The following is a 26156-nucleotide window of genomic DNA, read 5'->3' on the forward strand; positions in this document are numbered from 1 at the left end:
CATCCTCGGCCATAAACACAGTGCCCGAAAGGCAGATGTCGAAACGCATTTCATTGGTAGGGCGGCGTGAGGCATGTTTCGCTTGCCTCTCTGTCCTGCCGGGGCAGTCATATGTGGAATGAGGAGAGCGCCTTTTGCTCCTTCTCCCCGGCGGGGAGAGGTCGCGGCAGCGGGATGAGAGGGCGCCGAAGGCGGATTGCAGTGCGTTCCCCCCTCATCCGGCCCTTCGGGCCACCTTCTCTCCGAGGGGAGAAGGGGAAGCCGACCGCGCCCTATTCCGTACTCGCCCGCTCCTTCGCCTTCATCGCGGCGATCTCGCGCAACGCATTGGCGAGCACGTCCGCCGACTGCGCGCCCATGACGGCATATTTGTTGTCGATGATGAAGCAGGGCACGCCGGTGACGCCCATGTCGCGGGCCATGCCGATCTCCTCCCGGACCGAATCGACGTCGGCGTTTGCGGAGAAGAGCGCGCAGACGACCGCCCGGTCCATGCCGCAGCTCTCGGCGACGTCGAGCAGCACCGCGCGGTCGCCGACGTTGCGGCCCTCCTCGAAATAGGCCCTGAAGAGGGCGAGCGCCACGCGGCGCTGCACCTCGGGCCCCTCGATCATCGCCCAGCGCATCAGCCGGTGGGCGTCGAGCGTGTTGGGGCTCACCTTGACGGCCGGGAAGTCGAAGGCGATGCCGTCGGCGCGGCCGAGGCCGGAAAGCCGCTCGTGCGCCGCCTCGACGGCGGCGGCGCCACCGAGTTTTTCCGCAAGGTGCTTCTTGTGGTCGACGCCTTCCGCCGGCAGGTCGGGGTTGAGCTGGTAGGGACGGAACGTGACGGCGACGGCGACCTCGCCGCGCACCGCCTCGACGGCCTTCTCCAGCCGCCGTTCGCCGAGGTAGCACCAGGGACAGACCACGTCGGAGACGACATCGATCGTGAGCGCTTCCATCGGATTTCCTTTCGATTGCCGGAAAATTCCGGACAGGCCGCCGAGATAGGCTTCCCGGCAGGCGCATTCAACCGGTTACTTCCATGTTACCGGAGAATTCGGGACCGGCCGCCTATTGCGCCCGCTCGTCCCACCAGACGGGAAGCTGGTAGCCGTAGAGCGGCGTGACCTCGGGCCTGCCGATGTGCTTCGCCCGCGCGATCCACTGCTCGCCGAGATGGTAGAGCGGCACGACATAGGCGCCCGACAGCAGCATCCGGTCGTGCAGCCTGACGGCCGAGCGGAAGTCCCCGGGCGCCCGCGCCGTCAGGATCGCCTCGATGACGCGGTCGACGTCCGGGTCGGCGAGACCGGCGAAGTTCGAGCTTCCCGGGCGGTCGCGCGAGGCCGAGCCCCAGTAGCTGATCTGTTCGATGCCGGGCGAGAGCGAGGAGGCGTAGGCCTTGATGATCACGTCGTAGTCGAAGGTCTGGCTGCGGCTTTGGTACTGCGAATCGTCGACGGTGCGCACCGAGACCCGGACGCCGAGGGCGGCGAGGAAGCGCTGGTAGGCGAGCGCCAGCTTCTCCTGGTCGGCGTTCTGCGTCATGATCTCGAAGGCGAGCGGCCTGCCCTCGGCGTCGACCATCCGCCCGTCGCGGATCGCATAGCCGGCCTTCTTGAAATGGTCCATCGCCTGGCGCAGCACCGTCCGGTCGCGCCCGGAGCCGTCCGTCACCGGCATCCGGTGAGTTCCGGCCAGCACGTCCGGATCGATGCGCGAAAGCGCGGGGCCGGCGATTTCCCGTTCGCGCGCGTCCGCCGCGACGCCGAGCGAGGAGAGGTCGGAGTTCTGCCAGTAGCTTTCCGTGCGCCTGTAGGCGTTCTCGAACAGGCTGCGGTTCACCCATTCGAAGTCGAAGGCGAGCGTCAGCGCCTTGCGCACCTCGGCGTCGGCGAACATGGCGCGGCGCGTGTTGAAGACGAAGCCGAGCATGCCGGACGGCATCTTCGGCCGGAACGTCTCCTTCACGACGGCGCCGGACTGCACGGCGGGAAAGTCGTAGCCGCGCGCCCACTTCGTCGGGTTGCCCTCCTGGAAGATGTCGATCTCGCCCTTCTTGAAGGCCTCGAACAGCGAATTCTCCTGCAGGAAGTATTCGACGGAAATCTCGTCGTAATTGTCGAAGCCGACCTTGGAGGGCAGGTCCTTGCCCCAGTAGTCCGGGTCGCGCGCGAAGACGATCTTCTCGCCGGGCTTGACCTCCTTCACCCGGTAGGGGCCGGAGCCGAGCGGGAAGGCAAGCGAGGTGCGGTCGAAGGTCTCCGCGTCGACGGCGTGCTTCGGCAATACCGGCGAGAGCGCGATCAGCAGCGGCGTCTCGCGGTCGGCCTTGTCGTTGAAGGTGAAGCGCACGCTGTTGTCGCCGACCTTCTCCAGCCGATCGACGCCGTCGAGCCGCCGGCTGAAGGGCGCGCGGCCCTTGTCGCGCAGCAGTTCGAAGGTGAATATCACGTCTTCCGGCGTGACCGGTTTCCCATCCGCCCATCTCGCCTTCGGGTTCAGGTTGAACTGGATGAAGGTGCGGTCCTCGTCCCATTCCACCGTCTCGGCAAGAAGGCCGTACATGGTGAAGGCCTCGTCGCGCGAGCGGTGCATCAGCGATTCGTAGACGAGGTTGCCGAATTCCGGATCCCACATGCCGCGCGCGGTGGTGCGCATGCTCTTCAGGATGAACGGATTGAGGTTGTCGAAGGTGCCGACGACGCCGTAGGCGATTCGCCCGCCCTTCTTCACCTGCGGGTTGACGTAGGGGAAATGGGCGAAGTCCGCCGGCAGCGCCGCCTCGCCGTGCATGGCGATGCCGTGCAGGGGCTCCGCAGAGGCGGCCGGCGCGGCAAGGCCGATCATGCCGGCCAGGACGGCCGTGAATATCCGGTGCAAGGGCGTCTCCTCGTGAACTGCCGATGATTCCCCCTTCATTATATCGCTCCGCGCGCAAAGGCGGCACGGTCCGGCGAAATTCGCAAGAAAGGCTGGATATCCGACGCGGCGCATTGTAACAGGAGTACCCGGAACCGGGCCATGCAAATGCCTCATTTCGCCGACAGGAGAGCGCACGGCCGATCAAACGCTGAGGAGCGGAGCCCGTCGCTCCGGCACCGGACTTTCAGGAGACCGACAGAATTATGATCTTCACTTCAAACATCATCCGGAAGACGGCGCTTTCCGCGTTCGCTTTCTCCGTCGCCGCGGCGGCGCTGCCCTCCGCCTCCTTCGCCCAGCAGGCCGGTGCGCCGAAGGGCTGGTTCAAGGTCTGCACCAAGCAGGAGGACAACGACGTCTGCATCGTGCAGAACCTGCTCACCGCCAACAGCGGCCAGCTGATCACGGCCGTCGGCCTCATCACCGTCACCGGCAAGACCAACCGCAAGCTGATGCAGGTCTCCGTGCCGAGCGCGCGTCTCGTGCCCCCGGGCGTGCAGATGCAGATCGACGGCGGCAAGGCGCAGAAGCTCGACTATGCCATCTGCATGCCCGACAAGTGCGTGGCCGAGATCCCGCTGACCGATCAGGTCATCGCCAGCCTCAAGAAGGGCGGCGAGGTGGTCTTCACCTCGGTCAACTTCCAGCGCGCGCCGAACCCGATCAAGATCTCGCTCGAGGGCTTCACCGGCGCCTTCGACGGCGAGCCGATCGAGCAGTCGCAGCTCGAGGAGCGCCAGCGCCTGCTGCAGGAAGAGATGCAGAAGAAGGCCGAGGAGGCCCGCAAGAAGCTCGAGGACGCGCAGAAGGCCGCCAAGAGCCAGTAATTCCGTCCGCGGACGGGTTCTCGAAGGCCGGCCGGGCGAGCGCCCCGCCGGCCTTTTTGCATGGCATCAGTCGAACACGGCCTCGTCGGTCGCCTTCTGGCCGCCGCCGTTCTCGTCGAGCAGCACCTCGACGTCGGTGTTGACGCCGGCCTTCACCGTGAAATCGCGCTGGTAGATCTTTTCCTTGTTGCGGGCGACGGCGATGTAGCTGCCCTCGGCGAGCACCAGCGTCGGGAAGGCGCCGACGCTCTCGCTCACCGTGTCGCCGGAGGAGGTGAGGATCGACCAGGCCGTGTCGGCGATCGCCTCGCCGCCGGGCTCGGAGACGAGCTTCAGCGTCAGCTTGGCGGCGCGGTGCTGGATGATCGCCTTGGTGAGCTTGCCGGCCTCGACCTGGATGTCGGCACGGATCACCGCGTTGACCGCGCCGTAGTCGGAGACGACGTGATAGGTGCCGGCATTGAGGCGCACGACGGTGTTCGGCTTGACGTCGGCGAGCACCAGGTTGCGCTCGCCGTCCTCGCGCACCTCGGCGGCGTAGATGGAGAAGCTCAGTTCCTTCGGCGGAATGCGCACGTCGGCGCCGGAGACGGCGTTCAGCATGATGCCGCCGGCGTCGAGCACCATCACCTGCTTCTCGACCGCGCCGCTCTGCGGCACGACGAGCTTCTTCGTGGCGCCCGCCCGGCCGAAGGCGACGTTGACGAAATATTCGCCCGGCACGAGCTGGAAGGCCGCCGAGCCGCCCTCGGAGGTGGCGAGCAGCGGCAGCTTGCCGTCGACGCCGGGGATCGGCGAGAAGACGCGCCAGGTGAGCCCGTGCTGCATCGCCTGGCCGTCCTTCGTCAGCACCGCCTCGCAGGTGACGTCGCGCAGGTTCGCCGGCGTGGCCTCGCCGGTCACCAGCGGATTGAAGGAGGTGACGAGCTTGGCGCCCTTCAGCGGCGTGGTGATTTCGGAGAAGCTGTCGAGCGTGTCCTGCGCGCGCACCGGCGCCGACAGCGAGGCGAGCGTGGCCGCGACGACGCTGAAGGCAACGGCGGGATTGTTCGGCATGCGCATGGTGAAGGTTGACTTCCTGACTTTATGGCTCCACTTGAAGACCCGGCTAATGGCATTTTCATGGCCGCGCCGCGGCACGTTATTGGAACTCCTCCCCGATGAAAACCGAAATCAAGCTGATCGATTATCTTTCGACCCGCCGGTCGATCCCCGCCTTCCAGCTCGGCGAGCCGGGCCCCTCCCGCACCGAGGTCGAGGACATGCTGAAGCTCGCCTCGCGCGTGCCGGACCACGGCAAGCTCGCGCCCTGGCGCTTCGTCGTCTACCGCGGCGAGGGGCGCAGGCGCATCAGCGAGGCGATGGCGAAGATCGCGCTTGCCGACCGGCCGGACCTGTCGGAGGAGATGGTCAGGGTGGAGAACACGCGGCTGACGCGCGCGCCCGTCGTCGTCGCGGTGGTGAGCCGCGCCGCGCCGCACGTCAAGGTGCCGGAATGGGAGCAGGTGCTGTCGGCCGGCGCCGTCTGCCTCAACCTCATCATGGCGGCGAACGCCCACGGCTATGCCGCCAACTGGATCACCGAGTGGTACGCCTTCGACCCGCGCGCCCACGCCCTGCTCGGCGTCGAGCCTCACGAGAAGGTCGCGGGCTTCATCCATATCGGCACGCCGACCGTGCCGCCGACCGAGCGGCCGCGGCCGGAGCTTTCCGAGATCGTCACCTGGGTCGGGGACGATGGCTGAGGCCTGCTTCTACGAGACGGCGACGAACGACCACGGCCTGGCGCACGATCCCTTCAAGGCGATCGTGGCGCCGCGGCCGATCGGCTGGATCGGCACCAGGGCGGCGGACGGCACGCGCAACCTCGCGCCCTATTCCTTCTTCAATGCGGTGAGCGATCGGCCGAAGCTCGTCGTCTTCTCGTCGAGCGGGCACAAGCACAGCGTCGCCAATATCGAGGCGACCGGCGTCTTCACCTGCTCGCTTGCGAGCTGCAACCTCGCCGAGGCGATGAACGCCAGCTCCGTCGCCGTGCCGCGCGATGCGGACGAGTTCTCCCTTGCCGGCCTGACGCCGGTGACCGGCCGGCTCGTCGACGCGCCCTATGTCGGCGAGGCCTATGCGGCGCTCGAATGCCGCATGACGCAGATCCTCCGTCCCCTCGATCTCGACGGCAACGAGACGGACAACTGGGTGGTGTTCGGCCAGGTGGTCGGCATCCATATCAGTTCGCGGATCGTGCGCGACGGCCGGCTCGACATGGCCGTCGCCCGCCCGCTCGGCCGCATGGGCTACATGGACTATTGCGAGGCCTCCGACGTCTTCGAGATGCTGCGGCCGAAGGCCTAGGGATTTCCGGAGGTGGAGCGTCTCCGCGATCCGGAGACGAGCGGAAGCGCTAGCGGCCGCCGTAGATCGATTCGATGACCGGGATCTGCTCCGGGACCTGCGCCAGCCGGCCGAAGAAGCCGTCCGCGCGCGAGCGGCGGCAATCCTCCACGAAGTTCTCGCCGGCGAGCGGACAGGCCGAATCGTAGGCGCGAAGGTCCGCCGCCCGTGCGGAGAGCAGCACGGCCGCCCGGGCCGCGGCAAAGGGCGCGGTCCAGGCCCCGTCCGCCGCCCGGCAGTCCTCGGCGCCCAGCGTGCGGGCAAGCGCGGCATGGTCCCAGACGAGGCCGGCGAGCCGCGCCGAACTGCCGGCGAATCCCTCGGCGCCGGCGGGGGCCGGCAGGATGCCGTCCGTGACGGCGAGAATCGGGCAGGATCCCTCCGGCCGGTCCTCCTCCGCCTCGGCGACGGACAGGAGGACGGCGAGCCGCTGCACGTCGGCACCGCGGCGGCAGCCGGCGAGCGCCACGCCCGTGAGGCCTCCGGCGAGCGCCCGGCGCAGGGCCGAAGCGTCCTCCGCGCCGGCCTGCTGCACGAGGAAGGCGCCGAGCGGCGTCGTCAGCGTGTCCGAAGCGCGGAAGAGGGCGTGCGGCAGGGCGTTCATGCCTTCCTCATAGGGCCGGGCGGGCCTGCCGGCAATGGGCGAGGGGTTAACGGACATGGTGAACCAATCTTAAACGTTTTGCCGATAGCGTGCCCTCATCAGCAGATGTCATGCAGGTGTCGGGGCGTTCCGTGGTCATTCATGCTTTTCTCCGTTGGGTCGAAACCGCAAGGGCCGGCGACAGGGCGAGGGCCGCGGGCGTGCTTGCCCGCGCCTATGTTCGCTCGCGCATCGCGCCGGACGACCGGCGCGCCGCCGAGATGGCGATGATCTTCCTCCTCGACGATCCGGCGCCGTCGGTGCGGCTGGCGCTCGCCGAGGAACTCGCCGACTGCGGGACGGCGCCGCGCGCCGTCATCCTGCCGCTCGCCGAGGACCAGCCGGAGATCGCCGCCCACATCATCCTTCGTTCGCCGTTGCTTACCGATGCGGACCTGGTGGACCTTGCCGCCAAGGGCGGCGACGTCGCGCGCATGCTGATCGCCCATCGTCCCTTCGTCTCCCGCCCGGTCTCGGCGGCGCTGGCGGAGATCGGCGAGGTGCCGGACGTGCTGGCGCTCCTCGACAACGAGGGCGCGGTCCTCTCGCGCGTGAGCCTTGCCCGCATCGCCGCCCGCCTCGGCGACGACGCGGAGATCCGCGACCGCCTGCTCGACCGTGGGGACCTCCCGAGCGACGCGCGCCAGGCGCTGGTCGAGAAGGTCGGCGCCGCGCTTGCGGGCTTCGGCCTGATTCGCGCCGCCGTCGGCGACGGCCGCGTCGAGCGCATCACCCGCGAGGCCTGCGACCTCGCCACGATCGGCATGGCGGGCGAGGTCACGCCCGCGGAGATGCCGGCGCTGGTCGAGCACCTGCGCGTCGCCGGACGGCTGACGCCGGTCTTCCTGATGCATGCGCTCTGCACCGGCCGCGTCGAGTTCTTCGCCGCCGCGATCGTCAACCTGTCCGGCCAGGCGGAGCGGCGCGTGCGCTCGATCCTCTCGGACGGGCGCGAGGCGGCCGTGCGCGCGCTCTACGAGGCCGCCGGCCTCGGCCGCGACGTCAGCGCGCTCTTCGCCGAGGCAACGCTCATCTGGCGCCGCGAGGCGAAGGGCGGGGAAGGGGAGCTTTCCGTCTCCGAGCGGCTGCTCTCGCAGGTCCGCCGCGCGGACGATGCCGCCTGCCGGGCGATGCTCGACCTGGTCGAGCGGCTGGCGATCGCCGAGCAGCGCCAGACCGCCCGCAGCTATGCGCTGATCGCCGCGCGCGAGGCGGCCTGACCGGCCTCAGTCGGTGAAGCGCTTCACCACCCAGACATAGCCGTCCTCGATCGAATGGACGGGCTTGCTGACGGCGGCCTTCAGCTTCGCCGTGTCGGGCAGGGCGTTCTTCAGGAAATCGAGCGTGCGCGCGGCGAGGCCCTCGGGCTTCGCGGCCGGCTCGTCGGCCTGCACCGTCGCCGGCGGGGCGGCCTTCTCCAGGCCGGCGGTCACGCGGTCGCCGGAGCTTTCGCAGACGGCGACGATCACCGGATAGTTGCTGTTCTGGCGGCGGTTGATCTCGGTCTCGGCCTGCGCGTCGCAGAGCGCCACCGTCTGCCAGCTCCTGTCGACGGTGTCGATGTAGTGACACTGCGTCGCGCTGTCGTCGCAGCCGAGTATGGTCATCACGATCAGCGCCGCCTTCATGGCCCGTCCTTTCCTGCCGCCCGCAAAGCGCCCTTGGAGACCGGCATTGCCGCGAAAATAAGGCGCCGGACTGCCCTAGATGTCGAGGTTCTCCGCAAAGGCGGCCCGCTCCTGGATGAAGCGGAAGCGCGCCTCCGGCTTCGTGCCCATCAGGCTGTCGACCGCGTCGCGCGTGCCCTCGAAGTCGACGTCGTCGATCTCGACCTTGAGCAGCGTGCGCTTGGCCGGATCCATCGTCGTCTCCTTGAGCTGGGCCGGCAGCATCTCGCCGAGGCCCTTGAAGCGGCCGATCTCCACCTTGCCGCGGCCGTTGAAGGCGGTACGCATCAGCTCCTCGCGGTGCTCGTCGTCGCGCGCGTAGAGCGTCTTGCCGCCCTGGCTGAGGCGGTAGAGCGGGGGGACTGCGAGATAGAGGTGGCCGCCGCGGATGAGGTCCGGCATCTCCTGATAGAAGAAGGTGATGAGCAGCGAGGCGATGTGCGCGCCGTCGACGTCGGCGTCGGTCATGATGATCACGCGCTCGTAGCGCAGGTCGTCCTCGCGGTATTTCGCGCGCGTGCCGCAGCCGAGCGCCTGGACGAGGTCGGCGATCTGCTGGTTGGCGCCGAGCTTCTCGCGCCCTGCGCTGGCGACGTTGAGGATCTTGCCGCGCAGCGGCAGGATCGCCTGATTGGCGCGGTTCCGCGCCTGCTTGGCCGAGCCGCCGGCCGAATCGCCCTCGACGATGAAGATCTCCGCGCCCTCCGCCGAATTCTGCGCGCAGTCGGCGAGCTTGCCGGGCAGGCGCAGCTTGCGCACCGCCGTCTTGCGGCTCACCTCCTTCTCCTTGCGGCGCCGGAGCCGCTCCTCGGCGCGCTCGATCACCCAGTCGAGCAGCTTCGCCGCCTCGCCCGGATTGTCGGCGAGGTAGTGGTCGAACGGGTCGCGCAGCGCGTTCTCGACGATGCGCTGCGCCTCCACGGTCGCGAGCTTGTCCTTCGTCTGGCCGACGAATTCCGGCTCGCGGATGAAGACGGAGAGCATGCCGACGGCCGAGATCATCACGTCGTCGGTGGTGATCGCCGCCGCGCGCTTGTTCTGCGTCAGCTCGGCGTAGTTCTTGAGGCCCTTGGTAAGCGCGATCCTGAGCCCGGCCTCGTGCGTGCCGCCGTCGGCGGTCGGGATCGTGTTGCAGTAGGAATGGATCATCGAATCGCCGCCGTACCAGGTGACGGCCCATTCGAGCGACCCGTGCCCGCCCGACTTCTCGCTCTTGCCGGAAAAGATCTCGCGGGTGACGGTGTGCTCCTTGCCGAGCGTCGCCTGGAGGTAGTCCTTCAGCCCGCCGGGGAAGTGGAAGACCGCCTTTTCCGGCGTCTCGGAGCCCTCCGGGAGCAGCGACGGGTCGCAGCTCCAGCGGATCTCGACGCCGCCGAACAGGTAGGCCTTGGAGCGCGCCATGCGGAAGACGCGGCCCGGATCGAAGCGCGCATGCGGCCCGAAAATCTGCGGGTCGGGATGGAAGCGCACCTTCGTGCCGCGCCGGTTGTGCACCTCGCCCAGTTCCTCGATCGGCCCCTGCGCGACGCCGCGCGAAAAGCGCTGGCGGTAGAGGCGGCGGTTGCGCGCGACCTCGACCTCGAGATGGTCGGAGAGCGCGTTCACCACCGAGACGCCGACGCCGTGCAGGCCGCCCGAGGTCTCGTAGGCCTTGCCGTCGAACTTGCCGCCGGCGTGCAGCACGGTGAGGATGACCTCCAGCGTCGACTTGCCGGGCATCTGCGGATGGTTCTCGACCGGGATGCCGCGGCCGTTGTCCGTCACGGTCAGGAAACCGTCCGCGTCAAGGCTTACCTCGATGAAATTGGCGTGGCCGGCCACCGCCTCGTCCATCGAATTGTCGATCACCTCGGCGAAGAGATGGTGCAGCGCCTTCTCGTCGGTGCCGCCGATATACATGCCGGGGCGCATGCGCACCGGCTCCAGTCCCTCCAGCACGCGGATCGCCGAGGCGTCGTAGCCGCCGCTGCCTTCGGCGGCGGGTGCCGGCCGCGCCGCGGGCCTTTCCGCGGGCGGCGCGGGCTGCCGGTCGGGTTCTGGGGGAAGGCTGGCGAAAAGATCGTTGTTGTCTTGCATGGGCCGTTCAGATTTTGTTCCGTGCGCCCTTTCCGCCGGCGGTCCGTGCGGGACCGGCAGGCGGCGTGCGGCGCTCCTGGGCGAATCGCCCGCGACTCTGCCAGATTTCTCGGGCTTTCGCGATGCCGGACGGCATCGTCTTCGCTCACGAGGATTGCGTCGCGGGCACGCCGATGGCAAGACTGGCCGCCCCGCAGGAGGGTTGGTTCATGCCGCAGTCCACAGTTCATTGCCTCGCCTGGCTGGTTCTCGCCGCCTTCCTTGCCGCTTTGACGGCGGAAAGCGCTGCCGCGCTGACGCTCAAGCCGTGGAAGGACGAGCTCTTCTCCTACGGCGAGATCGTCGAGACGGCGGACGGCGGGGCGCTGCGGGTTGTCGACTACCAGGAGCTGCGCGACATCAACGCCCGCGACCAGGTGCCGGAGCGGCGCGTGAAGGCGGCCTATGTCTCGACGGCGGTGAAGACGCTGCAGCGGACCGTCGACACGCCGGCCGGGCCGATCGACGTGGCGGTGACCGGGAAAGGCGAGGGGGCGGCCTTCACCGTCATCTTCATCCACGGCCGCGGCGGCGACCGGCGGCTCGGCGCCAACGACTGGTCGTTCGGCGGCAATTTCAACCGGCTGAAGAACCTCGCCCTGCACAACGGCGGCGTCTACTACGCGCCGAGCGTGCCCTCCTTCGACGCCAGGGGCGCGGCACTCGTCTCCGGCCTCGTGCGCCGGGCGAAGGCGGCCTCGCCGAACGGTCCGGTGATCCTCGCCTGCGCCTCGATGGGCAGCTTCGTCTGCGCGGGCGTCGCACGCGACCCGGCCGCGGTGCGGGACCTCTCCGGCATGGTGCTGATGGGCGGGGCGGCGGACGGCGCCTATACGCAGACGCCCGCCTTCAAGGCGCGCCTGCCGATCGTCTTCACCCACGGCGACATCGACAGCGTCTATCAGGCGAACGACCAGATCGCCGTCTTCCGCAGGCTGCGGAAGGCCGGCGTGCCGGCGCGCTTCGTGCTGTTCCAGACCGGCGGCCACGGCACGCCCGTGCGCATGACCGACTGGCGCGAGACGCTCAACTGGCTGTTTGCGCAGTAAGGCGGGGGATCAGGCCGAGCGCAGCAGGACCTTCGTCGAGCCGACGGCCGCGGCGATCTGCTGGTAGTGGCTGGAGCGCTTCTGCGAATTCTCGGCCGAGCGCAGGAGCAGCGTTTCCGCCTCCTCGATGACGGCGGCGGCCTGCTGCATCGCCTGGCGCAGGTTCTGCCGCTTGACGGCGGTGAGCGTCCGCTGCCGCTTGAAGCGGGCATTGCCGCGGGTGCGCACGCGCGGCTGCGAGGCATCGGCATTGTTCGCCTGGATGCCGCCGAGCTTGGAGGCGGCCTGGGCGATGATGCGCTTGGCCTGCCGGTAGTCGCCGACGCCCGGGATCCGGTCCGCGACGTCCTTCAGGCCTCGGCGGAGACAGTCGATGCGATAGACCGGATCGTAGCTCGCGCATTCGGCGCGCACGGCCTGGATGTTGCGCACGATCGAGGCCGTGGTGGCGGGGCTTGCGACCGCGGAGATGCGGGGATCGCCGGGCGTGTGGCTGTGGTGTCCGCCGCCTTCCCCGCTCGTCTCCTGGCCGAGGCCGTTCGTCACAGGCATCGCCGAGAGGGCGAGGGCGAGAACGGCGGTGGTCAGTCGCTGGAACAGCAGGCGGTTTCTTTTCCTGGCTGGCATCGAAGTCTCTCCCCTCTGAAACTCGTGTGTCACTCCGTCTGTCCGAATGCGATGCGCATGCTCCTCTGCGTGCCGGCGCCGATCTGCCCGTCGATGGCGCCGGCGTAGAAATTGTTGCGCTGGAGCGCCGCCTGCAGCGCGCGGCGCGTCTCCGGCTTGAACATGGTCGGGCGGGTGGTCAGCTGCTCCAGCACGTCCTCGACGCCGGAGCGCAGCGCCGCGTAGAGATAGTCCGCGGCGTCCTGCGGCGTCTTGCCGGGCACCAGGCCGTCGTCGATCAGCGCGGCCACGTTGAACATCGCCTGGGGATGGCGCAGGTCCGCCGCCCGGACGAAGAGCTCGATCGCCTTCCTCGGATCGCGCGCCAGCCCCTCGGCGCCCTGATAGTGGAGGAAGCCGAGATCGTTGATGGCGTCGGCAAAGCCGAGGTCGGCCGCCTTGCGGTAGAGCTCCAGCGCCTCGGCGACGTCCTGGCCCGTGCCGATCCCCTTCTCGTAGAGCTTGCCGAGCTCGAACATCGCCTCGGCATCGCCCGCCTCGGCCGCCTTGCGGAAGAACTCGAACGCCTTGTCGGGCTGGAACCTCGTCGAATCGGGCGAAAGCGCCATGTAGCCGAGGCCGATCATCGCGCGCGTGTTGCCCTCGTCGGCGAGCGCCGTAAGCTGCACCGCCTGCTCGGGCTTGAGGGCCTGCCATTGCCCGGCCTTGTCGGCGATGCCGGCGATCGCCTCGTCCTCGCCGGCGAGGAAGAAGGGCGCGCCGGAGAGCGAGCCATAGAAATGCGGCTGCTGGCGGTTGGCCGTCAGCGCCATCACCCGGTCGCGCACCTGGCGGAAGACGAGGCCGATCTCCACGTTCGGCGTCGGCAGGGTCTCCAGCAGCGCCGTGGCGAAGGGGCTGTTGTCGCCGTCGCCGTCGAGCGCCACCTTGCCGCCCTCGGCCGCGTAGATCACCAGCATGCCCTGCGCCGGATCGGGCGGCGAGAGCCCGTCGCCGCCGAGCGTTACAGCCGGCGCGATGCCGCCGCTTGCCGCCGCAAGCCCCCTGGAGGCGGGAAACGGGTTGTTGCGGCAGGAATCGAGGATGACGATGCGCAGCTTGCGCGCATGCTCGACGCTGGCGAGCACCGTGGCGAGGCTCACGGCCTGCTCGGGGATCTTCGCCGGATCGTCGACCTTGATGTCGATCGGGATCAGGTAGTTCTCTCCGGCCGCCTCGACGCCGTGGCCGGCATAGTAGACCAGCGCGATGTCCGCCGTCTCCGACCGGCGCGAGAAGGCGGCGATGGTCTCCTTCAGCTGTGCGAAAGGCACGTCGATGGCGAGGTCGACGGCGAAATCCAGCCTTTCCAGCATGGCGCCGACCGCGCGCGCATCGGCCGCGGTGTTGCGCAGCGGCGAGATCGACGCGTAGGAGGCCATGCCGACGACGAGCGCCATGCGTCGCGCCGAGACGACGGGAGAGACCAGCGCCTCGCCGGCCGTCACCCCGTTGACCGCGGTCTTGATGCCCGCGAGCCCCCGCGTCCCGTCGCCCCCCGCGGCGGGATCGCCCGTCTCCTGCGCGATGGCCGCGCCGGCAACGAGGAATGCCGCCGTCGCGGCGGCGATGCAGCGTCTTGAGGGAAGCATGCGCCCCATCCATCCTTCCTCGGGCGCGCGCCCCGCGCCGTTTTCCCACGACGTATCAGCGAGCCGGAATATTCGGGCGTGCCGCGGCGAATCGCATCTTTTCTCGCGCGCGCCGATTTGCTACGCCGCAAGCCGACCGAGATGGAAGGAAAGGGAGCCCCCATGACGCCGGACGTGACCCCGCTTGTTGCCGGGAACTGGAAGATGAACGGCACGCGCGCATCGCTCGACCAGATCAAGGCGATGGCCGAAGGCGTGAAGGGCGCGCTGGCGCAGAGGGTGGAGACGCTGATCTGCCCGCCGGCGACGCTGCTCTACGTCGCCACCGCCCTCTCAGACGACAGCCCGCTGAAGATCGGCGCGCAGGATTGCCACGAGAAGGCCTCCGGCGCCCATACCGGCGACATCTCCGCCGAGATGATCGCCGACTGCTTCGGCACCCATGTCATCGTCGGCCATTCCGAGCGACGCACCGACCACGGCGAGAGCGACGCGCTGGTGCGCGCCAAGGCCCGGATCGCCCACGAGAACGAGCTCGTCGCCATCGTCTGCATCGGCGAGACGGGCGAGGAGCGTAAGGCGGGCAGGACGCTCGACGTGCTGAAGGCGCAGCTCGCCGGCTCCGTCCCGGACGGGGCGACCGCCGCCAACACCGTGATCGCCTACGAGCCGGTCTGGGCGATCGGCACGGGGCTCACGCCGACCGCCGCCGACGTCGAGGAGGCGCATGCCTTCATGCGCGCCGAGCTTGCCGCACGCTTTGCGGAAGAGGGCGCGAGGATGCGCATCCTCTACGGCGGCTCGGTGAAGCCCGCCAACGCGAAGGAGCTGATGGGCGTAGCCAATGTCGACGGCGCGCTGATCGGCGGGGCGAGCTTGAAAGCGGCCGACTTCCTCGCCATCTACCGGGCATACGAAGAGCTCACGGCCTGACGGGCGCGCCGCCCGAATGGCGGCGAGGGCTTGGAATGACGGGCGGCTTGGTATAAGGAGCCGCTAACTCCCATTTGGGCCGCGCGCCCCGGATATCGAAAACATGCAGACCATCTTGCTCGTCATCTATCTCATGGTCGTCGTCGCGCTCATCGGCGTGGTGCTGATCCAGCGCTCGGAAGGCGGCGGCCTCGGCATCGGCGGCGGGTCCGGCTTCATGTCGGCGCGCGGCACGGCCAACGCGCTGACCCGCGCGACGGCGATCCTGGCGGCGCTCTTCTTCGTGCTGGCGCTCGCCATGGGCATCCTCGCCCGCTACGAGACGCAGCCGACCGACATCCTCGACCGCATTCCGGGCACGACCGGCACGGGCGGCGTCCTCGATGCGCTCGGCGGCGGCGAAGGCGAGCAGGGCCAGGCGCCCGCATCCGGCACGAGCGAGCAGGCGCCGGCGACCTCCGACACCGTTCCGGCGGACGGCGCGGGCACGGCCGGCCAGAGCAATTCCGACGTGCCGAGCGGCCAGTAAGCCGCAGGGGACCGAAACGAACCGGCCGGTTGGCGAAACCCAACCGGCCTTCTTCTTGTGTAAAACGCCGATTGCCCCTTCCGGATCGCCGCCCGCGGTGATTTTTCGGTGGCGGAATCGTTTTTGAAAAGGTATCCGGTGACTCCCATGGCGCGATATGTATTCATCACTGGCGGCGTGGTTTCTTCTCTCGGAAAAGGCATCGCGGCCGCCGCTCTCGGAGCTCTCCTGCAGGCGCGCGGCTACCGCGTGCGGCTGAGGAAGCTGGACCCCTACCTCAACGTCGACCCGGGCACGATGAGCCCGACGCAGCACGGCGAGGTGTTCGTCACCGACGACGGCGCGGAGACCGACCTCGACCTCGGCCATTACGAGCGCTTCACCGGCCGCTCGGCGACCAAGACCGACAACATCACCACCGGCCGCATCTACAAGAACATCATCGACAAGGAGCGGCGCGGCGACTATCTCGGCGCCACCGTCCAGGTCATCCCGCACGTCACCAACGAGATCAAGGCCTTCGTCACCGAGGGCAACGAGGACTACGACTTCGTGATCTGCGAGATCGGCGGCACGGTCGGCGACATCGAGGCGATGCCCTTCATGGAGGCGATCCGCCAGCTCGGCAACGACCTGCCGCGCAACACCGCCGTCTACGTGCATCTGACGCTGATGCCCTATATCCCGGCCGCCGGCGAGCTGAAGACCAAGCCGACGCAGCATTCGGTGAAGGAGCTGCAGGCGCTCGGCATCCATCCCAACATCCTGCTCGTGCGCGCCGACCGGGAAATCCCCGAGGCCGAGCGCCGGAAGCTATCGCTGTTCTGCAACGTGCGCCCGTCCGCCGTCATCCAGGCGCTCGACGTCGCCTCGATCTACGACGTGCCGCTCGCCTATCACAAGGAAGGCCTCGACGACGAGGTGCTCGCCGCCTTCGGCATCGAGCCGGCGCCCAAGCCGCGCCTGGAGGCGTGGGAGACCGTGTCCGAGCGCATCCGCACGCCGGAAGGCGAGGTGACGATCGCCATCGTCGGCAAGTACACCGGCCTCAAGGACGCCTACAAGTCGCTGATCGAGGCGCTCTACCACGGCGGCATCGCCAACCACGTCAAGGTCAAGCTGGAGTGGATCGAGTCGGAGGTCTTCGAGAAGGAGGACCCGGCGCCCTACCTGGAGAAGGTGCACGGCATCCTCGTTCCCGGCGGCTTCGGCGAACGCGGCTCCGAGGGCAAGATCAACGCGGCGCGTTTCGCGCGCGAGCGCAAGGTGCCCTATTTCGGCATCTGCTTCGGCATGCAGATGGCCGTGGTCGAGGCGGCGCGCAATCTCGCCGGCATCGACAAGGCCTCCTCCACTGAATTCGGCAAGACGAGCGAGCCGGTCGTCGGCCTGATGACGGAATGGGTCAAGGGCAACGAGCTGGAGAAGCGCTCTGCCGCGGGCGACCTCGGCGGCACCATGCGGCTCGGCGCCTACCGCGCCGCCCTCAAGACCGGCACCAGGATCGCCGATATCTACGGCACCACGGAGATTTCCGAGCGCCATCGCCATCGCTACGAGGTGAATGTCGACTACAAGGACCGGCTGGAGGGCTGCGGCCTCGTCTTCTCCGGCATGTCGCCGGACGGCCTCCTGCCGGAGACGGTGGAATATGCCGACCATCCCTGGTTCATCGGCGTGCAGTACCATCCGGAATTGAAGAGCCGCCCGCTCGACCCGCATCCGCTGTTCGCGAGCTTCGTCGCGGCCGCGCTGGAGCAGAGCCGCCTCGTCTGACGGGCACCGCCGTCGCTTCCGACAAAAAGCCCGGCCTTGCGCCGGGTTTTTTCGTTTCGGGAGGGCTGCTTTGGAATGATGGCAGTGCCTCTTGTCCCTTCTCCCCCGCGGGGAGAAGGTCGCGGCAGCGGGATGAGGGGACGCCGCAGGCGTGATCGCTATGCGTTTCCCCCTCATCCGGCCCTTGGGGCCACCTTCTCCCCGCCGGGGAGAAAGGAAGACCGGTCAGGCGGAATAGTACATGTCGAACTCGACCGGATGCGGCGTCATCTCGAAGCGCATGACTTCTGCCATCTTCAGCTCGATATAGGCGTCGATCTGGTCGTCGTCGAACACGCCGCCGGCCGTCAGGAACTTGCGGTCCTTGTCGAGGCTCTCCAGCGCTTCGCGCAGCGAACCGCAGACGGTCGGGATCTTCTTCAGTTCCTTCGGCGGCAGGTCGTAGAGGTCCTTGTCCATGGCCTTGCCGGGATGGATCTTGTTCTTGATGCCGTCGACGCCGGCCATCAGCATGGCGGCGAAGGCGAGGTAGGGGTTCGCCAGCGGGTCGGGGAAGCGGACCTCGACGCGCTTGGACTTCGGACCCGTGCCGAACGGGATGCGGCACGAGGCCGAGCGATTGCGGGCCGAATAGGCGAGCAGCACCGGCGCCTCGTAGCCCGGGACGAGACGCTTGTAGGAGTTCGTCGTCGGGTTGGAGAAGGCGTTGATTGCCTTGGCATGCTTGATGATGCCGCCGATGTAGTAGAGGCAGGTTTCCGACAGGCCCGCATATTCGTCGCCGGCGAAGGTCGGCTTGCCGTCCTTCCAGATCGACTGGTGCACGTGCATGCCCGAGCCGTTGTCGCCGAAGATCGGCTTCGGCATGAAGGTGGCCGTCTTGCCGTAGGCGTTGGCGACCTGGTGGACGACGTACTTGTAGATCTGGATCTTGTCGGCGTTGCGCACCAGCGTGTCGAACTTGACGCCGAGCTCGTGCTGGGCGGCGGCGACCTCGTGGTGCTGCTTCTCGACGACGACGCCCATCTCGGCGAGCACCGTCAGCATCTCCGAGCGCATGTCCTGGCACGAGTCGATCGGCGGAACCGGGAAGTAGCCGCCCTTGACGCGCGGGCGATGGCCGAGGTTGCCGGTCTCGTAGTCGGTGTCGTCGTTCGACGGCAGCTCGGACGAGTCGAGCTTGAAGCCGGTATTGTAGGGGTCGGCCTTGTACTTGACGTCGTCGAAGACGAAGAATTCCGGCTCCGGGCCGACATAGACGGTGTCGCCGATGCCGGACGCCTTGAGATAGGCCTCGGCCTTCTTGGCGGTGCCGCGCGGGTCGCGGTTGTAGGCCTCGCCGGAGACCGGGTCGAGGATGTCGCACATGACGACCAGGGTGGACTGCGCGAAGAACGGGTCCATGTGGACGGTCGCCGGGTCGGGCATCAGCACCATGTCGGATTCGTTGATGGCCTTCCAGCCGCCGATCGAGGAACCGTCGAACATGACGCCGTCGGCGAACATGTCTTCGTCGACGCAGGAGACGTCCATCGTCAGGTGATGCAGCTTGCCCTTGGGGTCGGTGAAGCGCAGGTCGACGAACTTGACGTCGTTTTCCTTGATTTGCTTGAGGATATCGTTGGCAGTCGTCATATTTTATGGTCCCTGTGTGAATGACGAGGTGGAAAGCCTCGGCCGGACGGCCGGGCGGGATCAGATGGCGTCGATGCCGGTCTCGCCGGTGCGGATGCGGATGACCTCTTCGACGTTGGAGACGAAGATCTTCCCGTCGCCGATGCGACCGGTCTGCGCGGCGTTGCGGATCGCCTCGATGACGGCCTCCGCATTCTCGTCCGCCAGAACGACTTCGACCTTCACCTTCGGCAGGAAGTCGACGACGTATTCGGCGCCACGGTAGAGTTCCGTATGGCCCTTCTGGCGTCCAAAGCCCTTCGCCTCGGTGACGGTGATGCCCTGCAGGCCGACTTCCTGAAGGGCTTCCTTCACTTCATCGAGCTTGAAGGGCTTGATGATCGCTTCGATCTTTTTCATGAGAAAATGTCTCTCCGCTTCTCCCGTTTGCGCGGGGATCGACCCCGCTGCCCACTCTGATGCACGTGGCGTGCCAGTTTCCATCGCGACGGCGCCGGACCGGACGAAATGCGTCTTTTTTCTTCGCCCCACACGCCGTCGCGCCGGCGATCATGCGGCTTTCCGGAGAAAAGAACCAGAGGGGATTTGCCTAAAAATTGTCACCCTGCGCGTCCCCGGGCGGCTGCATGCCGCGCGAATGACCGGATCGATGCCGCAAAGCCCCCTATTTGAGCATTCCAATTATGCAGATGCATAAAAAATGGCCTTTTGCCGCAACGTGGCGGGCGGCCCTGTTCGCGGCCCGCATTTCCTGACATGGTGAGGCATGCACAGCGAACGCGATACCCTCGTCATCCCGCCCGCGGACATGGCCGCCGTCGACCGGGACGCCGCGGATTCCGGCATTTCCAGTCTCGGCCTGATGGAGCGGGCAGGGCAGGCGGTGGCCGCCGCGGCACTCCGGCGCTTTCCCGGCGCTTTACGCTTCGTCGTCCTCTGCGGGCCCGGCAATAACGGCGGCGACGGCTACGTGGCGGCGCGCGCGCTCAGCGCGGCGGGTGCCGATGTCGCGGTCTTCGCGCTCGGCGATCCGGCGCGGCTTGCGGGCGACGCGGCGGCGATGTCTTCCGCCTGGGCCGGCGCCGCGGCCCCGCTGCAGGATTTCCGCCCAGAGACGGGCGACGTCGTCATCGACGCGCTGTTCGGCGCGGGGCTGGCGCGCGACCTGCCGGAGGCCGCGCTGCGGGCGGTGGAGGCGGTCGGCACGCTGGCGCTGCCGGTCGTCGCCGTCGACCTGCCCTCGGGCGTCGACGGGCGCACCGGCGCGGTGCTGGGCGCCGCCTTCAAGGCGGCGATGACCGTCACCTTCGTCTGCCGCAAGCCGGGGCACCTGCTGATGCCCGGCCGGTCGCTCTGCGGCACGGTCGAGGTGTTCGACATCGGCATACCGGCGCGCATCCTGATGCGCCATTCCCGGCATATCCGCCTCAATTCGCCGGCGATCTGGGGCGGCGCGCTGCCGGCCGCAGGCCAGGCCGCGCACAAGTATACCCGCGGCCATCTCGCCGTCTTCTCCGGCCCGGCGACGGCGACGGGCGCCGCCCGGCTCTCCGCCGCCGCGGGGCTGTGCGCCGGCGCCGGGCTGGTGACGCTGCTGTCGCCGGAGCCGGCCCTTGCCGCCAATGCCGCGCAGCTGACGGCGGTGATGCTCAAGGAGGTCGACGGCGAGGAGGATCTCTCCCGCCTGCTCGAAGACCGCCGGCTCGCCGCCTTCGTCCTCGGCCCCGGCTTCGGCGACATGGAAAGGGCGCGGGCCTACGTCCGCCGGATCGCCGAAGCGGGGCGCCGGCTGGTGCTCGACGCCGACGGCATCACCGCCTTCCGCGACGCGCCGGAAGCGCTGTTCCCGCTCTTTGCCGAGGGCGCGCCGCGGCTCGTGCTGACGCCGCACGACGGCGAGTTCGCCCGTCTTTTCCCCGATCTCGCCGAGGACGGCACGCTGTCGAAGATCGACCGCGCGCAGCAGGCGGCCGCCCGCAGCCATGCCGTGGTGGTGCTGAAGGGGGCGGACACGGTGATCGCGAGCCCCGACGGCCGTGCGCTCGTCAACGACAACGCCCCGCCCTGGCTCGCCACGGCCGGTTCCGGCGACGTGCTCGCCGGCATCGTCGGCGCGCATCTGGCGCAGGGCATGCCTGCCTTCGAGGCGGCGGCAAGTGCCGTCTGGCGCCATGGCGAGGCGGGACGTATCGCAGGCGAGGGGCTGACGGCGGAAGACCTGCCCGCCGCCATCCCGCCCTGGCCGCGCCCGTAAGCGATGCCCATGGAAAGCGGCGCTGCCGTTCCCCTTCTCCCCGCCGGGGAGAGGGTGGCCCGAAGGGCCGGATGAGGGGGTGGAACGCACCGCAAGGTCGCCTGCGGCGTCCCCCTCATCCCGCTGCCGCGACCTCTCCCGGGGGGAGAAGGAAGCAGGAGGAGCCTCGTCATTCCACAAGCGACCAGGCCTCAGCCGGTCCGTTTCTTGAGTTCGCGCGCGCCGTTCGGCGCGTTCACCTTGCCGGAGGTGATGAAGAAGGCGAAGACGTCGCGGGCTGTCTTCGCAGGCTTCACATCCGGGTCGACCTTCGACAGGTCGCCCGGCTCGCCGCCGCCGGCCCACGCCTTGAGCCGTCCCGCCCATTCGTCCAGCGCCTTTTCCGGATAGCAGGTCGGAATGTCGTCGGAGCCCTTCTGCAGGCGGGCATAGACGAAATCCGCCGTCACGTCGGCGATCTCCGGATAATCCTCGTGCTGCGCGTAGACGATCGCCATTTTGTACTTGCGGGCGAGGGCCGCGAATTCCGGCACCTTGAACGTCTCGTGGCGGACTTCCAGCGCATGTTTCAGCGAAAGCCCGTCGAGCTTCTCCGGCAGGAGCTTCAGGAAGGCCTCGAAATCCTCCGGCTCGAACTTCTTCGTCGGCGGGAACTGCCAGAGGATCGGGCCGAGATGGTCGCCGAGCTCGGTCAGCCCCTGCGTCAGGAACCGCTCGACGGATTCGCCGCCGTCGGCCAGGACCTTGCGGTTGGTGGTGAAGCGGCTCGCCTTGAGCGAGAAGATGAAGCCGTCCGGCACCTCGCTCGCCCACTTGGCGAAGGTCTCCGGCTTCTGCGAGCCGTAATAGGTGCCGTTCACCTCGATGGCCGAGAGCTCGCGGCTCGCATATTCGAGCTGGCGCTTCTTCGGCAGCTTGTCCGGATAGAAGGTGCCTTCCCACGGATCGAAGGTCCAGCCGCCGATGCCGGTGCGGATGATGCCGGATGTGCTCATGTCGGTTCTCCTCGACGGACAGGACGGGTCTCAGGCCGGTGCGGCGAAAGGCTGGAAAATCTCCCGGAACACCGGCAGCGCTTCCAGCCGCGCGCAATGCGCGGCGAGCGCGGGATAGGCGGCGGCATCGATCAGCCCCGGATGCGCCTCGCCCACATGGCGCCAGGCGCAGGCGACGGCGATATCGGCGTGCCCGATCGCAGTGCCGAACCAGTGGTCGCCCGTCCGGTTTGCGCGGTCGGCCTCGAGCGCGCCGAGCGTGGCGAGGATCTGCGAGCGGCATCGCTCGACCCAGCCGGCCGAAGGCGTCTCGTGCAGGTGCAGCTCGTAGAACAGGCTGACGCCCTTGTCCGCGAGGCCCGTTGCGAAGGCCATGACCTTGAGCGCATGGCGGCGCGCCGGCCCCGCCTGCGGCACCAGCCGGCGGTCGGCGGGCACCAGCCCGTCGAGATGGTCGAGGATCGACGCGCTGTCGGCGACGATGTCGCCGTCGTCGAGCACGAGCGTCGGCACGCGCATCAGCGGATTGACCGCCTGCAGCTTCCCGGCGTCGCCGAACACCGACCACGGGCGATGCTCGAAGGCGAGGCCGTAGAGCCGCATGGCGATCGCCACGCGCCGCACATAGGAGGAATCGTACTGGCCGATCAGGATCATGCGCGCTGCTCCGCCGCCGTCTTCTTCATTGGCCACCGTTCGCGGCGCTCCTCGCGAGGATCGACCATCCAGCCGCCGATGCCGATGATGCCGGATTGGGATCATGGTCTCCTCCGTCGAAACATCAGCCCGCCGGCTCGGAACCGTGGAACAGCTGCCACCTCCACGTCCCGTCGCGAAAGCGCAGGACGCCCGAGAGCCGGTAGGGAAAGGCGCGCTCCCCGTCGTCCTGGCCGAGGAGGGCGTTTCCTTCTGCAAAAATCCAGGCGAGGTCGCCGGCGACCGAGACGTCGAGGCTGTCCCAGGCCCAGCGGACCGTCCGCGGCTTCTCCATCAGGCCGGCGAAGAGCTTCGCGACGGCGTCACGGCCATCGGCCCGCTCGCCCGTCTCCGATCCGGCGAGCACGGCGTCGGGCGCGAACTCTTCGGCGATCGCCGCGTCCTTGGCGAAGAGCAGCACACCCAGCCGCTCGACCGCCTGCCGGACGGCCGTTTCCCGGTCGGCCGTCATTCGGCCGCCGCCCTCTTCATCGGCCGGCGCTCCAGGAGCTCCTTCAGGAACTGGCCGGTATAGGAGCGCTTGACCTTGACCACATCCTCCGGCGTGCCCTCGGCGATCACCTCGCCGCCGCCGTCGCCGCCCTCGGGGCCGAAGTCGATGATCCAGTCGGCAGTCTTGATGACCTCCAGATTGTGCTCGATGACGACGACCGAATTGCCCTGGTTGACGAGCTCGTGCAGCACCTCGAGCAGCTTCGCCACATCGTGGAAGTGCAGGCCCGTCGTCGGCTCGTCGAGGATGTAGAGCGTGCGGCCGGTCGAGCGGCGCGACAGTTCCTTGGCGAGCTTGACGCGCTGCGCCTCACCGCCCGACAGCGTGTTCGCCTGCTGGCCGACCTTGATGTAGCCGAGGCCGACCTGGTTGAGCGTGACGAGCTTGTCGCGCACCGCCGGCACGGCGGCGAAGAACTCGACGCCTTCCTCCACCGTCATGTCGAGCACGTCGGCGATCGACTTGCCCTTGAAGGTGACGTCCAACGTCTCGCGGTTGTAGCGCTTGCCGTGGCAGACGTCGCAGGTGACGTAGACGTCCGGCAGGAAGTGCATCTCGATCTTGATGACGCCGTCGCCCTGGCAGGCCTCGCAGCGCCCGCCCTTGACGTTGAAGGAGAAGCGGCCGGGCTGGTAGCCGCGCGCCTTCGCCTCCGGCAGGCCCGCGAACCAGTCGCGGATCGGCGTGAAGGCGCCGGTATAGGTGGCCGGGTTGGAGCGCGGCGTGCGGCCGATCGGCGACTGGTCGATGTCGATGACCTTGTCGATATATTCAAAGCCGTCGATGCGCTCGTGCTCGGCCGGGATCTCGCGCGCGCCCATGATGCGCCGCGCCGCCGCCTTGTAGAGCGTCTCGATCAGGAAGGTCGACTTGCCGCCGCCGGACACGCCCGTCACCGCCGTGAAGACGCCGAGCGGGATGGCCGCGGTCACGTCCTTCAGGTTGTTGGCGCGCGCGCCGACGACGCGGATCTCCTTCTTCTTCTGCGGCTTGCGCCGCTCCGCCGGCACCGCGACGGAGAGTTCTCCGGAAAGATATTTGCCGGTGAGCGAGGCGGGGCTGGCGATGATGTCGTCCGGCGTGCCCTGGGCGACGACCTCGCCGCCGTGGATGCCGGCGGCGGGGCCGATATCGACCACGTGGTCGGCCGTCAGGATGGCGTCCTCGTCGTGCTCGACGACGATCACCGTGTTGCCGATGTCGCGCAGGTGCCGGAGCGTGTCGAGGAGGCGGGCGTTGTCGCGCTGGTGCAGGCCGATCGACGGCTCGTCGAGCACGTAGAGCACGCCCGTCAGCCCCGAGCCGATCTGCGAGGCGAGGCGGATACGCTGGCTCTCGCCGCCCGACAGCGTGCCGGAATTGCGCGACAGCGACAGATATTCGAGGCCGACGTCGTTGAGGAAGCGCAGCCGCTCGCGGATCTCCTTGAGGATGCGCACGGCGATCTCGTTCTGCTTGGGCGAGAGCCGCTCCGGCAGCGCCTCGAACCAGTCGCGCGCCACCCGGATAGACATGGCCGTGGCCTCGCCGATGTGCAGCCCGCCGATCTTCACCGCCAGCGCCTCCGGCTTGAGGCGGTAGCCGGCGCAGGCCGGGCAGGGGGCGGCGGACATGTAGCGCTCGATCTCCTCGCGCGCCCAGGCCGAATCCGTCTCCTTCCAGCGCCGCTCCAGGTTCGGCACGATGCCCTCGAAGGTCTTCACCGTCTTGTAGGCGCGCGCGCCGTCCTGGTAGTGGAACTCCACCTTCTCCTTGGTGCCGAACAGGATCGCGTCCCGCGCCTCCTCGGAAAGCTCGCTCCAGCGGTTGGAGAGCTTGAAGCCGTAAGCCGCGCCGAGCGCCTCCAGCGTCTGGTTGTAGTAGGGCGAGGAGGATTTCGCCCAGGGCGAGATGGCGCCGTCGCGCAGCGTCCGCTGCTGCTCGGGCACGATCAGCTCCGGATCGATCTTCTGCTGGCTGCCGAGCCCGTCGCAGGTCGGGCAGGCGCCGAAGGGGTTGTTGAAGGAGAAGAGCCGCGGCTCGATCTCCGGGATGGTGAAGCCGGAGACGGGGCAGGCGAACTTTTCGGAAAACAGCACGCGCTCGTGCGTCTCGTTGAGCGACTTGTTGGCCGAGCCGCCCGCCGCCGTCTCCTCCGGCGGCAGCGGCCTGTCGGCGAATTCGGCGACCGCGAGCCCGTCGGCGAGCGACAGGCACGTCTCCAGGCTGTCGGCGAGCCGCGTCGCGAGGTCGGGCCTGACGACGACGCGATCGACCACCACGTCGATGTCGTGCTTGTATTTCTTGTCGAGCGCCGGCACGTCGGCGATCTCGTAGAACTGCCCGTCGACCTTGACGCGCTGGAACCCCTTCTTCATCAGCTCGGCGAGTTCCTTCCTGTACTCGCCCTTGCGGCCGCGCACGACGGGCGCGAGGATGTAGAGCCGCGTGCCCTCGCCGAAATCCAGCACCCGGTCGACCATCTGGCTCACCGTCTGGCTCTCGATCGGCAGGCCCGTCGCCGGCGAATAGGGCACGCCGACGCGGGCGAAGAGCAGGCGCATGTAGTCGTAGATCTCGGTGACCGTGCCGACGGTCGAGCGCGGGTTCTTCGAGGTGGTCTTCTGCTCGATGGAGATGGCGGGCGACAGCCCGTCGATCTGGTCGACGTCCGGCTTCTGCATCATCTCCAGGAACTGGCGCGCATAGGCCGAGAGGCTCTCGACATAGCGGCGCTGGCCCTCGGCATAGATCGTGTCGAAGGCGAGCGACGATTTGCCGGAGCCCGAAAGCCCGGTCATGACGATCAGCTTGTTGCGCGGCAGGTCGAGATCGATGCCCTTGAGGTTGTGCTCGCGCGCGCCGCGGATGGAAATGGTCTTGAGGTCGCTCATGGTGTCCAGCGTCTGAGGTCGTTGTGCCCCCTATGTAGGGACGGGCGGGCGCCTGTCCATGCGCCTTTCCCGGAAATCCGTGCCCCTTTCC

General features: G+C 68.3%; 23 protein-coding genes. 9 read left to right on the forward strand and 14 right to left on the reverse strand.

What is annotated here, in order from left to right; genetic code table 11:
* Window positions 1-272 precede the first annotated feature (272 nt).
* A complete protein-coding gene (locus tag NNZ72_RS17910; RefSeq protein ID WP_257316809.1) occupies window positions 273-944 on the reverse strand; it encodes a DsbA family oxidoreductase in 672 nt (223 codons plus the stop codon).
* Window positions 945-1056: 112 nt separating this feature from the next.
* A complete protein-coding gene (locus NNZ72_RS17915) occupies window positions 1057-2835 on the reverse strand; it encodes an extracellular solute-binding protein (protein WP_257316955.1) in 1779 nt (592 codons plus the stop codon).
* Window positions 2836-3113: 278 nt separating this feature from the next.
* On the opposite strand from NNZ72_RS17915, the gene NNZ72_RS17920 reads away from it, so the two are divergent.
* On the forward strand, window positions 3114-3737 hold the full coding sequence (locus NNZ72_RS17920; RefSeq protein WP_257316811.1) for an invasion associated locus B family protein: 624 nt from the start codon (window positions 3114-3116) through the stop codon (window positions 3735-3737).
* 66 nt (window positions 3738-3803) lie between these two features.
* On the opposite strand, the gene NNZ72_RS17925 is transcribed toward NNZ72_RS17920, so the two are convergent.
* On the reverse strand, window positions 3804-4799 hold the full coding sequence (locus NNZ72_RS17925; protein WP_257316812.1) for an RgsD C-terminal domain-containing protein: 996 nt from the start codon (window positions 4797-4799) through the stop codon (window positions 3804-3806).
* A gap of 98 nt (window positions 4800-4897) precedes the next feature.
* Here NNZ72_RS17925 and NNZ72_RS17930 point away from each other — a divergent pair, with 98 nt between their 5' ends.
* Together NNZ72_RS17930 and NNZ72_RS17935 are read left to right on the forward strand one after the other, a co-directional pair.
* A complete protein-coding gene (locus tag NNZ72_RS17930) occupies window positions 4898-5482 on the forward strand; it encodes a nitroreductase family protein (protein ID WP_257316814.1) in 585 nt (194 codons plus the stop codon).
* Entirely contained in the window at window positions 5475-6089 is a 615-nt protein-coding gene (locus tag NNZ72_RS17935) for a flavin reductase family protein (protein ID WP_257316817.1), read from the forward strand. Before NNZ72_RS17930 ends, NNZ72_RS17935 begins: the two co-directional genes overlap by 8 nt.
* A 49-nt stretch (window positions 6090-6138) precedes the next feature.
* Here the strand turns inward: NNZ72_RS17935 and NNZ72_RS17940 are convergent, their stop codons facing one another.
* The gene (locus NNZ72_RS17940; RefSeq protein WP_257316819.1) at window positions 6139-6732 is read right to left on the reverse strand and encodes an aldolase/citrate lyase/malate synthase family protein; all 594 of its coding nucleotides are present in this window, start codon (window positions 6730-6732) and stop codon (window positions 6139-6141) included.
* A gap of 116 nt (window positions 6733-6848) precedes the next feature.
* Here NNZ72_RS17940 and NNZ72_RS17945 point away from each other — a divergent pair, with 116 nt between their 5' ends.
* A complete protein-coding gene (locus NNZ72_RS17945) occupies window positions 6849-7991 on the forward strand; it encodes a DUF2336 domain-containing protein (protein WP_257316820.1) in 1143 nt (380 codons plus the stop codon).
* Between the two features lie 6 nt (window positions 7992-7997).
* Here NNZ72_RS17945 and NNZ72_RS17950 read toward each other — a convergent pair whose 3' ends face one another.
* Together NNZ72_RS17950 and parE are read right to left on the reverse strand one after the other, a co-directional pair.
* Complete coding sequence (locus NNZ72_RS17950; RefSeq protein WP_257316821.1) at window positions 7998-8399, reverse strand: hypothetical protein; 402 nt, start codon at window positions 8397-8399, stop codon at window positions 7998-8000.
* A gap of 75 nt (window positions 8400-8474) precedes the next feature.
* Window positions 8475-10514 carry a DNA topoisomerase IV subunit B gene (gene parE, locus NNZ72_RS17955; RefSeq protein ID WP_257316823.1) on the reverse strand — a complete coding sequence of 680 codons (2040 nt, stop codon included), beginning with the start codon at window positions 10512-10514 and terminating at the stop codon, window positions 8475-8477.
* Between the two features lie 209 nt (window positions 10515-10723).
* On the opposite strand from parE, the gene NNZ72_RS17960 reads away from it, so the two are divergent.
* Entirely contained in the window at window positions 10724-11602 is an 879-nt protein-coding gene (locus NNZ72_RS17960) for an alpha/beta hydrolase (protein ID WP_257316824.1), read from the forward strand.
* A 9-nt stretch (window positions 11603-11611) separates the two neighbouring features.
* On the opposite strand, the gene NNZ72_RS17965 is transcribed toward NNZ72_RS17960, so the two are convergent.
* Both NNZ72_RS17965 and NNZ72_RS17970 read right to left on the reverse strand, forming a co-directional pair.
* A complete protein-coding gene (locus NNZ72_RS17965) occupies window positions 11612-12229 on the reverse strand; it encodes a hypothetical protein (RefSeq protein WP_257316826.1) in 618 nt (205 codons plus the stop codon).
* A gap of 29 nt (window positions 12230-12258) precedes the next feature.
* A complete protein-coding gene (locus tag NNZ72_RS17970; protein WP_257316828.1) occupies window positions 12259-13860 on the reverse strand; it encodes a caspase family protein in 1602 nt (533 codons plus the stop codon).
* A 162-nt stretch (window positions 13861-14022) separates the two neighbouring features.
* Between NNZ72_RS17970 and tpiA the strand changes: the two genes are divergently transcribed.
* The 3 genes from tpiA (at window position 14023) to pyrG (ending at window position 17098) form a co-directional block, all read left to right on the forward strand.
* On the forward strand, window positions 14023-14793 hold the full coding sequence (gene tpiA / locus NNZ72_RS17975) for a triose-phosphate isomerase (protein WP_257316836.1): 771 nt from the start codon (window positions 14023-14025) through the stop codon (window positions 14791-14793).
* Window positions 14794-14896: 103 nt separating this feature from the next.
* Window positions 14897-15322 (forward strand): preprotein translocase subunit SecG, encoded by a 426-nt coding sequence (secG, locus tag NNZ72_RS17980; RefSeq protein ID WP_257316838.1) that lies wholly within the window; start codon window positions 14897-14899, stop codon window positions 15320-15322.
* 147 nt (window positions 15323-15469) lie between these two features.
* Complete coding sequence (pyrG, locus tag NNZ72_RS17985; RefSeq protein WP_257316841.1) at window positions 15470-17098, forward strand: CTP synthase; 1629 nt, start codon at window positions 15470-15472, stop codon at window positions 17096-17098.
* A 225-nt stretch (window positions 17099-17323) separates the two neighbouring features.
* Here the strand turns inward: pyrG and glnA are convergent, their stop codons facing one another.
* Both glnA and NNZ72_RS17995 read right to left on the reverse strand, forming a co-directional pair.
* On the reverse strand, window positions 17324-18733 hold the full coding sequence (gene glnA / locus NNZ72_RS17990) for a type I glutamate--ammonia ligase (RefSeq protein ID WP_257316843.1): 1410 nt from the start codon (window positions 18731-18733) through the stop codon (window positions 17324-17326).
* A 60-nt stretch (window positions 18734-18793) separates the two neighbouring features.
* Entirely contained in the window at window positions 18794-19132 is a 339-nt protein-coding gene (locus NNZ72_RS17995) for a P-II family nitrogen regulator (protein ID WP_011975544.1), read from the reverse strand.
* A gap of 367 nt (window positions 19133-19499) precedes the next feature.
* Between NNZ72_RS17995 and NNZ72_RS18000 the strand changes: the two genes are divergently transcribed.
* Window positions 19500-20987 (forward strand): NAD(P)H-hydrate dehydratase, encoded by a 1488-nt coding sequence (locus NNZ72_RS18000; protein WP_257316855.1) that lies wholly within the window; start codon window positions 19500-19502, stop codon window positions 20985-20987.
* Window positions 20988-21178: 191 nt separating this feature from the next.
* Here the strand turns inward: NNZ72_RS18000 and NNZ72_RS18005 are convergent, their stop codons facing one another.
* From NNZ72_RS18005 to uvrA, 4 genes are all read right to left on the reverse strand, one after another.
* The gene (locus NNZ72_RS18005; RefSeq protein ID WP_257316856.1) at window positions 21179-21982 is read right to left on the reverse strand and encodes a DUF72 domain-containing protein; all 804 of its coding nucleotides are present in this window, start codon (window positions 21980-21982) and stop codon (window positions 21179-21181) included.
* 30 nt (window positions 21983-22012) lie between these two features.
* Window positions 22013-22639 (reverse strand): glutathione S-transferase family protein, encoded by a 627-nt coding sequence (locus tag NNZ72_RS18010; protein WP_257316956.1) that lies wholly within the window; start codon window positions 22637-22639, stop codon window positions 22013-22015.
* Between the two features lie 124 nt (window positions 22640-22763).
* Window positions 22764-23150 carry a nuclear transport factor 2 family protein gene (locus NNZ72_RS18015; protein ID WP_257316858.1) on the reverse strand — a complete coding sequence of 129 codons (387 nt, stop codon included), beginning with the start codon at window positions 23148-23150 and terminating at the stop codon, window positions 22764-22766.
* Window positions 23147-26065, reverse strand: coding sequence for an excinuclease ABC subunit UvrA (gene uvrA / locus NNZ72_RS18020; RefSeq protein ID WP_257316859.1), 2919 nt, complete (start codon window positions 26063-26065; stop codon window positions 23147-23149). The genes NNZ72_RS18015 and uvrA overlap by 4 nt, the downstream gene beginning before the upstream one ends.
* Between the last annotated feature and the right edge of the window lie 91 nt (window positions 26066-26156).

The organism is Shinella pollutisoli (assembly GCF_024609765.1).
GTDB classification, from domain to species: Bacteria; Pseudomonadota; Alphaproteobacteria; order Rhizobiales; family Rhizobiaceae; genus Shinella; species Shinella pollutisoli.